Below are 11,394 nucleotides of genomic sequence, written 5' to 3' on the forward strand. Positions count from 1 at the left end.
AGGTCTATAGCTGTTGATACCGAGGCAATGGGGCTACTTCATAGCAGAGATAGATTATGCCTTGTGCAGCTCTCTTTTAATGATGGCAACGCTCACTTAGTTCAACTCAAGAACGATTATACAGCGCCAAATTTAAGAAAAATATTAGAGGATAAAAATATAACTAAAATATTTCACTTCGCGCGATTTGATGTGAGCATAATACGTTATTACTTGGAAACTTGGGCACTTCCGTGCTATTGCACAAAGATAGCTTCACGTTTAGTTCGCACTTACACAGATAATCATAGCTTAAAAGAGTTGTGCTTAGAGCTGCTTGATACCAAACTAAATAAGCAGCAGCAATCTTCTGATTGGGGAAATGAAAATTTAACAGACAAACAAAAAAGTTATGCTGCATCTGATGTTTTGTATCTCCACAGGATAAAGGAAAAGCTAGACTTAATGCTGGAGCGTGAAAATAGAAAAGAATTGGCCCAAAAGTGCTTTGAATTTCTTCCTACTCGTATTGAATTAGACTTAATGGGTTGGGAAAACGTGGATATCTTTAACCACCAGATGTAATAGAAGTTTTTTGTTTGTGCAAAACACTTTAGGGCAATTTTTCAAGCTCTGCGGTAAGAATTTAGTTGATTAACTGCTAATAGATACGCTATATTTTACAAGCAATCGTTTTAAGTTTAGGTATTTTATGAGTGATGATATTACACCGGTAAATGATCAAAATTTCAAATCTGAAGTCACTGACTATAAAGGGTTTGTTCTGGTAGATTTTTGGGCAGAATGGTGTGGGCCATGTAAAAGTCTAATGCCGCGTATTGAACAGTTGGCTAAAGACAGAAAAGGCAAGATTAAGATCTGCAAGTTCGACATAGATGAAGGGACTGAAGTGCCAAGTAAGTATGGGGTTCAATCTATACCTACTTTGATTATATTTCAAGATGGTAAGGAAATTGCACGCAAAATTGGTGCAACAAATGATCTGCTAAGTTGGGTTGATAGTGAAATAAGCTAATAGACAAATTTGCTTTTGTGTGTATTATAAATATTGATAAAAGGGATTGTAGCTCAGTCGGTTAGAGCAGTTCGCTCATAACGAATTGGCCGTAGGTTCGAGTCCTACCAATCCCACCATTGTTAGCATGATCGTAACAATGAGAAAACTATAGTATATGAACTATATATTAATGTAATGGGGGAAATGATGGGATTTACTAAGTCTCTAAATAACAAGTTAGATGAATTGCACTTACTAAATCATCCATTCTACCAATCATGGAATACAGGAAGCTTAAGCTTGCAAGCTTTACAAACCTATGCTAAAGAATATTATCACCATGTTGCTGCGTTTCCTCGTTACATCAGTGGTATACATTTTCTGTGCCCAGATCTAAAAATGCGACAGGTTTTACTTGGTAATTTAATAGAAGAGGAACAAGGTGATAAAAATCATCCAGAGTTATGGAAACGTTTTGCTGAAGGGCTTGGCGTTGCGCGATCTGATCTTCGTGAAACTGCACAGATTAAGGAGACACAAGAATTAATTGATGGTTACTTTGACATTGTAAGATCAGGTTTTGCAGCAGGTCTTGGAGCCTTGTACGCTTACGAACGTCAAACTCCAGAGGTTTCCAAGTCTAAAATTGAAGGTTTAAAAAAACACTATTCAATAAGTGATGAGCGTTCTCTTCAATTTTTTACGGTCCATATGCATGCTGATGAATGGCATTCTGAGGAATGTGCAAATCTTATTGAAGATCTAGATGAAAAAGAGCAAGATAAAGTTATGCAGGGTGCTCAAAAGGGAGCAAGGCTCTTGTGGGGTTTTCTTGATGGAATGATGAATGCTAGCGTGTGTTAGTAGTTGTAAGTAGCTTAAACTCAGTGATGTTGGAATGCAATGTCTGCATGTAATCTTCTTATATCTGACTTACGGCTTTGGGTTCATTTAGGCTATAGTGCAGAAGAGAAGTATCATTCTCAATTAGTTAGTGTTAATATTGATTTTACCTTTAAATCCCCCCCTTTAGGACTTACAACTGACCGGCTTGAGGATACTATATGCTACTTGGAGGTAGTTCAGAGTATTCAATCTCTCGTTCAAAGCAAGCAATTCAACTTAATCGAGCATTTAACTCATGATATATACAGGACCATTAATAACCTTGTGATGCAAAAAAAGCTTATTATTTCTTCTATAGGCGTAACTATTCACAAAGTTGCACCACCTGTCCCCAGTGTGCATGGAGGTATTTTCTTTACTTATCGTAATGCGTTGCAAGAATGATTTACATTTCTGTTGGCTCAAATATAGGAAATCGCTTTTCCCATTTACAAAAGGCTGCTCAGTTACTGCAGGAGCGCTATTTTAAAAATTTAAAATCTTCAATTATTCTGGAAACTAAGGCTATTTTACCAAATGATGCTTCACCTGGGTGGGACAGGCCATTTCTAAATATGGTTGTGTATGGAAGTTGTTCTTCTTCTCCTGAAGAGCTGTTAAAGGGCCTTAAACAAATTGAATGTGACATTGGCCGTCTGCAGGTCTATGAAAAATGGGCACCTCGCGTTATTGATTTGGATATTTTGTTATGGGATGACCTGACACTTGATACACCCTACCTTAAGATTCCTCACCCAGAATTGATAAACAGACCATTTTTGCTTCACTTGATGACAATGCTGAACCCTATGGCAGTAGTTAACAAAACGTTTGGTACTGTTAACCCTAACATTAAGGATTGCTTTTTAAGGAGTTTTACGCTTTCACCAGAGCTTGTAGGTATTGTCAATATTACTCCTGATTCATTTTCAGATGGTGGTCTTTATTATGATGCAGATCAAGCAACCAAGCAGGCACTGCGGCTGTTATCAGATGGTGCAAGCATAGTTGAACTTGGTGCTCAATCAACAAGACCTGGCTCCTCAATACAAACTCCAAAAGCAGAATATGCACGCTTAAAACCAGTGCTTGATAATCTCAATCAGTATATGAAAGTTGGTGACTCTACCAGACCAGCATTGATAGTTTCTGGCCAGATGTTATTTTGAATGTTTTGGAGCACTACAACATTGCCTGGGTAAACGATCAGAAGGGAGATCTAGATGATAATACCTTAAAAGCGATTGCTAGCAGTGGATGTAGTATCGTTATTATGCATTCACTCTCCATACCACCACATAGTGACAACATTATCCCAAGTGACATTGATCCAATTGATACCATAAATAATTGGGCAGAAAGGAACATTAATAGATTACTAGCTCTAGGTTTTGATCAAAGCTCGATCATTATTGATCCTGGTATTGGTTTTGGCAAATCTATGTACCAGAATATCCAGATTTTACGCAGTATAGAAACGTTACAAAATTTTGGCTGCAAAGTTCTGGTTGGCCATTCTAGAAAGTCATTTATTTCTTCTTTTTCTACAGAACCTGTCTTTAACCGAGATTTAGAAACAATTGCTACATCATCTGTATTACACAACAAGGTTGATTTCCTTCGAGTGCATAATGTGCGTGATCACATGCGATTTTTTGTAGCTCAAGCTGCTTTACAGGGATGATAGTTATCGGAATTATGGCTGTTGATCCCAAGGGGGTAATTGGAATAAATAATGGATTGCCCTGGCATTATCCAAGTGAGTTAGATCATTTTCGTCAGGTGACTGAAAAACAAGTTATTGTTATGGGGAGAAAGACATTTGAAACTATGCCTCAAGACATATTAGGGAATCGTATCCCTGTTGTTTTTTCTCGTGACAAATTAAATTCTTGTTTTAACAGAGGAGTAAAATGCACTATTATTTCTTCTATGCAAGAGTTTTTGTCAATCCAAAGTAATTCTAAAGTCTTCATGATTGGTGGAGCACAAATAGCGCATCTTTTTTTGGAGTATGATCTAATCTCAGAATTTATCATAACAGAAATTCACAAACCCTATAAAGGTGATGTATATTTCAACTTAACACTTCTTGATGGATGGCATAAAACTATTCTCACCAAAACGAAAGATTATACTATATGCAAGCTGACACGTTAATATGCATGTTGAAGCAATTTATACCCACCGCATTGAATGTGGAGAAGTATTAGAGCAGGTTCTTGATCGCTATGTTTCAGAGTTGCTAAGAGAGGAAGTTGTTCTTGCTATCACATCAAAAATCATTTCTATTTGTCAAAAACAAGTGGTTTGCAAAACTGCTTGTTCTAAAGAAGAGCTAATCAAAAGAGAAGCTGATGCAATTGTTGATGTAGACCATAATTCTTACGGCATCTATTTAACAATCAAAGACAATATCTTAATTCCATCTGCTGGTATTGATGAATCAAATGGTAATGAAATGTATATTTTATACCCAAAGGATGTTCAGAAAACAGCTCTATCCATATGGAACTATCTCAAGACAAAACACTGCATAAAACATCTTGGTATTTTGATTACAGATAGTAACATAACACCTATGCGCCTTGGGTTACGGGCGTTGCTCTTGGTTGGTGTGGATTTGAACCATTTTATTCCTATATAGGCAAGCCAGATCTTTATGATCAACCACTGCAAGTTCCACTATTTGAGTATTCTTTATCTGTGTAACGTCACTGCTGTTTTAGTTATGGGAGAAGGGGCGGAGCAAACACCAATGGCAATAATTAGTGGCGCACCAAAGATTCACTTTCTTACTCGTCCGCCAACTACAGAAGAAGAAAAAAGTGTGAAGATATCTATGGAAGAGGACCTTTACTCTCCTCTCCTCATGCGAGCCCGCTGGTTAAAGAGTTAAAGAGGAACTTAAAAATTTGCTATTAGACTTCTTACATAACCATATAACATTGGGAATAGAAACAAAAAACTTACTTGACACCCTTCGCCAGCGCCCTTATCATGATAGTAAAGCTATTGTATTTGCTTTCGCCAATCTGCAGATTAAAAGGTAAGGATTACTTAATGTATCGGCGTCTTATGTTTAATTTTTTGCAGTACATAGATACTGTATGTCTTTACAAAACTTCATCTACATCTAGATTTTTATCTAAATAAGCTGAACGCGCTTATAAAGCGTTACAAGACATCAAAAAATGCCAATACTCGACAGAGATAGTAAAAGACTAGCTAACTCGGGGATTCTTTGTCTTTTTTTCTGCTTAGTAAACTTCTTAAACATTTGCAGCGTAAGTTAGTTGCAATTAAAAGCAGCTTAATCTTGCTTGTCAAGCGTTTAAAACATAAAAAACGCCAATATTTTAAAGCGGATAATAACCACGGGGCTTCTTTTGCCTTTTTTTTCATTTGGTAAATTTCTTAATGTTTATGGCTAAACGACAACCGTCATCCCGCTACGTGTTAGCGGCTAAGAGATACCGCGGCGGTATGACGGTTTGCGGTGGCATGACCTCGTCATCCCGCTACGTGTTAGCGGGATCTAGAGATACCGTGACGGTATGACGGTTCGCGCGGTGGCATGACCTCGTCATCCCGCTACGTGTTAGCGGGATCTATGCTTTACCGCGAATGAATCGCGGTATGACATAGGGAACCCTTTCTTGGGTTAGCTATAGATTTACTTCGCATATTCAGCTAATTTTTATTACAATTACAACAAAATAATTTTGGCTTTGATGAAAACTGTATATGTATGTCAATCCTGTGGTCACAGCACTGGTAGGTGGGTAGGGAAGTGCATCGCATGTGACAATTGGGATACAATTGTTGAGGAAATAGCAGTAAAAACGGGCAAAAGAAGTATATCTGCACCAATTTTAATAAAGACGTTATCGGGTAGCGAAATTATCACTCCAAGTCGTTTTTTAACAGGAATAGAAGAATTAGATAGAGTTTTTGGTGGGGGTATCGTTCAAGGTGCTAGCATTTTAATTGGTGGCGAACCTGGTATTGGAAAATCCACCCTTTTGCTTAGAATTGCAGCTAATGTTGTGCAACTTTCCTCTTTTGAATGTCTTTATGTATCCGGCGAGGAGTCTTTAGAGCAGGTGAGTCTCAGAGCAAAGCGTCTTAAGATAAATGAACCTAAAATTAAGCTTTTATCTACAGTGTCTTTAACTGATGTAGTAGCAACAATAAAGGAAAACAAAAGTATTAAATTCTTAGTAATTGACTCTATACAAACAATGTATGATAGCAGAATTACATCGGCACCAGGAACTGTAACTCAGGTTCGTACTTGCGCACATGAATTAACTATTCTTGCGAAACAATATGGTGTTTCTCTTTTAATAGTTGGTCATATAACTAAGGATGGACAAATAGCTGGACCCAAAACTCTGGAGCATATGGTGGATACGGTATTATATTTTGAAGGTGAAAATAGCAATCAATATCGCATTTTGCGTACTATTAAAAATAGATTTGGCCCTGCAAATGAAATTGGTGTTTTTGAGATGTCTGAAGCAGGACTTGTGCCTGTTGATAATCCATCATCATTGTTTCTGATGGCCCATGACAGAGAAGTAGTTGGCAGCGCCGTATTTGCAGGAATTGAAGGTTCAAGACCAATTTTAATGGAAGTGCAAGCATTAATAGCAGGGACTAATATGGCAACCCCAAGAAGGGCAGTAGTTGGGTGGGATATTAATAGATTGGCTATGATCATCGCGGTGCTAAATGCTCGTTGCAAAATGTTTTTGCATGATAAAGAGGTATACCTAAACATTGCAGGGGGACTCAAAATACAGGAACCATCGGCTGATCTTGCTGTTGCTGCTTCCCTTATTTCAAGTATAGTAAATTTACCGCTGCCAACTTCTTCAATAATCTGCGGTGAAGTTGCACTTTCAGGAGAAATTAGGAACATCTCGCATGCTGATCTCAGACTAAAAGAAGCACAAAAGTTAGGATTCAAAAAAGCAATTATGCCTAAAAATGGTAACTATTCTTCTCATGATATTGAAATAATCAAGCTTGGTCACGTAAGGGAATTAAGAGAAGTCTTTAATTACAATTAAATAACGCTTCAGCAAATTCTTTGCTAGTAAACTCCCTTAAGTCCTCTATATTTTCGCCAATTCCTATAGCATGTAACTTTATCTTATAAGCTTCTGCAAGTCCAATTACCACTCCGCCCTTAGCAGTGCCATCTAACTTTGTTACGATTAGCCCGGTAACATTAACCATTTTGCTAAATGCTTCTAATTGGCTATAAGCATTTTGGCCGGTAGTTGCGTCAAGAACTAAAATAACGTCATGAGGGGCAGTGTCATCCAATTTCTTTATCGTTCTATATATTTTTGATAACTCCTCCATAAGGTTCACATTATTTTGCAGCCTTCCTGCTGTGTCAATTAGAACAACATCAACGTTATCTTTTATAGCTTGACTTACAGCTCTATATGCCACACTTGCAGAGTCGCTACCGTACTCTCCAGTAACAATCAAGCAATCAGAACGTTCTGCCCAAATGTTTAATTGTTCACTAGCAGCAGCTCTAAATGTGTCGCATGCAACAAGCATAACGGATTTTCCCATTTCCTTATATTTATATGCGAGCTTACCTATAGTCGTGGTTTTACCGTTACCATTTACTCCGCATACCATTATTATATGTGGTTTTTTGTTTAAAATTAGCGGTTGCACAGCAGGGTTCAATATCGATTCTATTTCGCTCATTAGCTGCTGTGTGATGGTATTATACTCAACTTCCTTGTCAAATTTGATGCTTGTGAGCCTATCGATAATCAACTTGGAAGTTTTATGACCAATATCCATGCTAATTAGCAATTCTTCTAATTCATCTAAAAGCGACTGATCTAATTTTTTTTTGCCAGAAAAAATACTTTTCACCCCGTCGNTAAAGCGAGAAGAAGTTTTTAACAGGCCCTGATAAAGGTTACTAAACAAACTCAAGGGATACTCCTTTTTAAATTATAAACTTAATTACAATATAAAGAATGACATGCACTACGCGAATTTGTAAAGTAAAATGCACTCAAAAACTACAATTTTACCTTACAAAAATTACACTTTTTGAGTGTATTTTACTTTAGTTTTTAACCTAAATATGTTATAATGTAGAATAGCGGTTCACAGGTAATTTTATGAGTTATAATGAGAAAATTTTAGATCATTACGAAAATCCAAGGAATGTTGGCTCTCTGGATAAAAATGATCCAAATGTTGGTACTGGCCTAGTTGGTGCACCATCGTGCGGTGATGTAATGAAATTGCAGATAAAGGTCAATGACAAAGGTGTTATTGAAGATGCAAAATTTAAAACTTTTGGTTGTGGTTCTGCCATTGCTTCAAGTTCCTTGTTAACAGAGATGATAAAGGGAAGAACCATCAGTGACGTTACACAGATAAAGAATACTCAAATAGTGGAAGAGTTGTCTTTACCTCCAGTGAAGATACACTGTTCGGTACTTGCTGAAGATGCTATAAAGGCTGCTATTCATGACTATCAAAGTAAACAAAAGAATTAAGAAGCTACGAACATGGGTGAATATCAAGAAGTAGGCGGAGGTGAAACTGTAAAAAAGAATAAAAAACTTATCACTATAACTGCGGAAGCAGTAGAAAGGATAAGGTATTTATTGGACCAAAAGAAGCATACTAACCTTGAGAAACCGGAAGAAGCAATAGGAATAAGAGTGCTAATTAAGCAAAAAGGATGTTCTGGTTTAAAATATGATATTGAATATGCATATGATACTCGTCCTTTAGAGTCGGTAATTGAAGAAAACTGTAGTGATGGCCAAAAAGTTAAAGTGTTGATCGACCCAAAATCCGTCATGTTTATTCTTGGCTCTGAAATGGATTATGTAGAAGAAAAATTTTCATCGGGTTTTGTTTTCAAAAATCCTAATGAGAAAGGAAAATGTGGTTGTGGAGAGAGTTTTCATGTCTAGCAACTATTTTGCATTGTTTGAAATTGAACCAGCTTTCAATATCAGCTTTGATGAGTTAGAGAAAAAATATATTGAGCTAAGCAGGACTGATATAAATGAAAGACAGTCCCAAAACATGGAAAATATTAACAGAGCTTATCAGATACTAAAGTCACCGCTAAAACGTGCTGAGCATTTGCTGGATTTTTTTAATGTGAAAAGCCAAAAGGACTACTTAAATTCTGAAATATTAAGTGAATCAATGGAAATAAGAGAGTACTTACTAGACTGCGACGATCTACAATTTGCAAGTAGGATGATCGATGAAAAAATAAAAGGTTGCATTAAAAATCTAATTAACACTTTTGCTGTAAAGAATTTTGATAGAGCTGCTACACAAGTCTTAAGATTGAAATATTTATACAAGTCATTTGAGGAGATGAAGAAAAATGCAACCAATTCAAATTTCTGAACCAAATTCAAATGAAGTAGTTTTTGGTATAGATCTTGGCACTACCAACTCTTTAATTGCTATGGTAAATAAAGCTGGCAACGTGGAGATATTTAAAGATGAACAGGGAAGAGAGCTATTACCTTCTATCATTTCATGTGAAAATAATACATTGAAAACTGGCTATGATGTTGGCTCAAATGCAATCCACTCAATAAAACGTTTAATGGGTAAAAGTGTTAAAGATTTGAACAAGATGGGTGTTTATTTTGAAATAGATAACGAAAGTGAAAAAGTTATTAGAGTAAAATGTTCGGAGGAAAAGTATCTTACTCCTGTTGAGATTTCTGCTGAGATATTAAAAGCTTTATGTGAGAGGGTAAAAAAGTCTAAGGGGCTGGAAGTAAAAAAAGCAGTAATTACTGTGCCAGCTTACTTTGACGATTCAGCACGTAACGCAACTAAATATGCAGCAAAATTAGCTGGCATAGAAGTTCTTCGCCTCGTTAACGAGCCAACCGCTGCAGCGCTTTCTTACTCCATTGAAAAGAACAATAACAGTGGAATATATGCAGTTTATGACCTTGGTGGTGGAACATTTGATATTTCGATATTGAAATTGCATCAAGGAGTGTTTCAAGTTCTTGCAGTTGGTGGTGATACCAAACTCGGCGGTGATGATTTTGATCATTTGCTGAGTTCAATTGTGATTGATAAGTATAGAGAAAAGACGGCTAAGCAACTAAATTCCTTACTTATCGGATCACGCTCTGTGAAAGAGTACCTAAGCAATCACACTATAGGTATCTTCGAATTTAATGTTAACGGCAAGCCATTTGAGTGCGAAATTACCAGAGAAGAATTCGAGCAGGCAATCAGTTCTTTGGTCAATAAGACTATCAATATAGTCACTCGTACTATAAGTGATATAGATCTTAAAATTGATGATATAAAAGGAGTAATTTTAGTTGGTGGTGCAACTAGAACACCATTGGTTCAAAATTCACTAGTCAAACTCTTTGGAAATAAAGTACTAAATGACGTGGATCCAGATAAAGCAGTTGCCATTGGGGCAGCTCTGCAGGCTCATGATTTAACTTCCAGCTCAAAAGATAGGAATATTCTCCTGGATGTTTTACCTCTATCACTTGGCATAGAAACTATGGGAGGCATAGTTGAAAAAATCATACCAAGAAATACGCCACTGCCAGTTTCAGAAACAAAAGAGTTTACAACTTATATTGATGGGCAAACAGCAATGAAAATTCATGTTTGTCAGGGAGAACGTGAAATGATAGAGGATAACAAATCTCTAGCGCAGTTTGAACTAAAAGGTATACCGCCACTGCCTGCAGGTTCTGCAAGAGTTGAAATAGAATTTACAGTTAACGTTGACGGAATCTTGACTGTTACTGCAAGAGAAAAAACTACTGGAATTGAGCAGACAGTTAAAGTAAATTCAAGTTTTGGCTTGAGTGAAGCTGATGTTCAAAATATGGTTAACCAGTCAATAAACAGTTTTGACGAAGATATGAAGGCTCGTTCCCTTGCAGGTGCTAAAATTAATGGAAATAAACTCATACACTTGGTTGAAAACAATAATAACCTTTCCACTGATCAAAAGTTGAAAAACCTATTACAAAATGCAAAAAACGCTTTACAAGGCAATGACTTGAATGAAATTAACAACACTATCGCCGAGTTAGAAAATTCTTCTTTAGAGTTGTGTGAATTAACAAATAGGTAGAAAAAGCTTACACAACCTTGTGCAATACCCTATTTAATCTCAAAGCAACAGGTAACCTGAAATTAAATGGTAACCAATCGACCTTTCCTAATTTAAATGATAAACCAACTATGCTTACACGCCCAATGATATTTTCCATTGGTACAAAACCAACTTCAGGAAACCTACTATCTAAAGAATTATTTCTATTGTCTCCCATAACGAAAAATTGATCGTTAGGTACATAATAAACCGGAGTGTTATATGATAGCTTATTAGAAATGTCATCTACCAAAATCTCATGTTCCTTGCCACTTAAAAGCGTTTCTATATATCTTGGTATGTTACGATTTGACTCATAATCAAAAAAACTTTCAAT

Annotated in this window: 15 protein-coding genes, 1 tRNA gene and 1 pseudogene; 14 read left to right on the forward strand and 3 right to left on the reverse strand. The window is 36.6% G+C overall.

Going from position 1 to position 11,394, the window contains the following annotated elements; genetic code table 11:
- The 9 genes and pseudogenes from WG67_RS03760 to WG67_RS07315 all read left to right on the forward strand — a co-directional run.
- Positions 1-564 (forward strand): ribonuclease D (locus WG67_RS03760; RefSeq protein ID WP_458694906.1); only part of this gene is annotated, 564 nt, incomplete at its 5' end.
- Between the two features lie 127 nt (positions 565-691).
- Positions 692-1,015: a thioredoxin gene (gene trxA, locus WG67_RS03765; protein WP_010962901.1), complete on the forward strand. Its 324-nt coding sequence runs from the start codon at positions 692-694 to the stop codon at positions 1,013-1,015.
- Between the two features lie 42 nt (positions 1,016-1,057).
- Positions 1,058-1,134 (forward strand) — tRNA-Ile (locus WG67_RS03770).
- 70 nt (positions 1,135-1,204) lie between these two features.
- Positions 1,205-1,861, forward strand: coding sequence for a CADD family putative folate metabolism protein (locus tag WG67_RS03775; RefSeq protein ID WP_070357057.1), 657 nt, complete (start codon positions 1,205-1,207; stop codon positions 1,859-1,861).
- Between the two features lie 39 nt (positions 1,862-1,900).
- Positions 1,901-2,287 (forward strand): dihydroneopterin aldolase, encoded by a 387-nt coding sequence (locus WG67_RS03780; protein WP_070356932.1) that lies wholly within the window; start codon positions 1,901-1,903, stop codon positions 2,285-2,287.
- A pseudogene (gene folP, locus WG67_RS07705) lies at positions 2,284-3,566 on the forward strand (dihydropteroate synthase). Before WG67_RS03780 ends, folP begins: the two are co-directional and overlap by 4 nt.
- Positions 3,563-4,042, forward strand: a complete 480-nt coding sequence (locus tag WG67_RS03790; RefSeq protein ID WP_038199174.1) for a dihydrofolate reductase — start codon at positions 3,563-3,565, stop codon at positions 4,040-4,042. Before folP ends, WG67_RS03790 begins: the two are co-directional and overlap by 4 nt.
- Position 4,043: 1 nt before the next feature.
- Positions 4,044-4,529, forward strand: coding sequence for a coenzyme F420-0:L-glutamate ligase (locus WG67_RS03795; RefSeq protein ID WP_245683353.1), 486 nt, complete (start codon positions 4,044-4,046; stop codon positions 4,527-4,529).
- Positions 4,530-4,571: 42 nt separating this feature from the next.
- A complete protein-coding gene (locus WG67_RS07315) occupies positions 4,572-4,781 on the forward strand; it encodes a hypothetical protein (protein WP_245683354.1) in 210 nt (69 codons plus the stop codon).
- Between the two features lie 329 nt (positions 4,782-5,110).
- Here the strand turns inward: WG67_RS07315 and WG67_RS08570 are convergent, their stop codons facing one another.
- Entirely contained in the window at positions 5,111-5,287 is a 177-nt protein-coding gene (locus WG67_RS08570; RefSeq protein ID WP_218916201.1) for a hypothetical protein, read from the reverse strand.
- Positions 5,288-5,616: 329 nt separating this feature from the next.
- On the opposite strand from WG67_RS08570, the gene radA reads away from it, so the two are divergent.
- Positions 5,617-6,960: a DNA repair protein RadA gene (gene radA, locus WG67_RS03800; protein ID WP_070356933.1), complete on the forward strand. Its 1,344-nt coding sequence runs from the start codon at positions 5,617-5,619 to the stop codon at positions 6,958-6,960.
- Here radA and ftsY read toward each other — a convergent pair.
- Positions 6,947-7,858 carry a signal recognition particle-docking protein FtsY gene (gene ftsY / locus WG67_RS03805; RefSeq protein WP_070356934.1) on the reverse strand — a complete coding sequence of 304 codons (912 nt, stop codon included), beginning with the start codon at positions 7,856-7,858 and terminating at the stop codon, positions 6,947-6,949. The genes radA and ftsY overlap by 14 nt on opposite strands.
- A 191-nt stretch (positions 7,859-8,049) precedes the next feature.
- Here ftsY and iscU point away from each other — a divergent pair, with 191 nt between their 5' ends.
- Genes iscU through hscA form a run of 4 tightly spaced genes read left to right on the forward strand, consistent with a single transcriptional unit; the run spans position 8,050 to position 11,036 of the window.
- The gene (iscU, locus tag WG67_RS03810) at positions 8,050-8,433 is read left to right on the forward strand and encodes a Fe-S cluster assembly scaffold IscU (protein ID WP_007548853.1); all 384 of its coding nucleotides are present in this window, start codon (positions 8,050-8,052) and stop codon (positions 8,431-8,433) included.
- A 12-nt stretch (positions 8,434-8,445) separates the two neighbouring features.
- Positions 8,446-8,859 (forward strand): HesB/IscA family protein, encoded by a 414-nt coding sequence (locus tag WG67_RS03815; RefSeq protein WP_038199190.1) that lies wholly within the window; start codon positions 8,446-8,448, stop codon positions 8,857-8,859.
- Entirely contained in the window at positions 8,852-9,310 is a 459-nt protein-coding gene (locus WG67_RS03820) for an iron-sulfur cluster co-chaperone HscB C-terminal domain-containing protein (RefSeq protein WP_070356935.1), read from the forward strand. Before WG67_RS03815 ends, WG67_RS03820 begins: the two co-directional genes overlap by 8 nt.
- Complete coding sequence (gene hscA, locus WG67_RS03825; protein ID WP_070356936.1) at positions 9,288-11,036, forward strand: Fe-S protein assembly chaperone HscA; 1,749 nt, start codon at positions 9,288-9,290, stop codon at positions 11,034-11,036. The genes WG67_RS03820 and hscA overlap by 23 nt, the downstream gene beginning before the upstream one ends.
- 7 nt (positions 11,037-11,043) lie before the next feature.
- Here hscA and lepB read toward each other — a convergent pair.
- The coding region (gene lepB, locus WG67_RS08575) for a signal peptidase I (protein WP_458694907.1) at positions 11,044-11,394 on the reverse strand (351 nt) is incomplete at its 5' end.

Source organism: Wolbachia endosymbiont of Drosophila incompta, from assembly GCF_001758565.1.
In the GTDB taxonomy this organism is placed as follows: domain Bacteria; phylum Pseudomonadota; class Alphaproteobacteria; order Rickettsiales; family Anaplasmataceae; genus Wolbachia; species Wolbachia pipientis.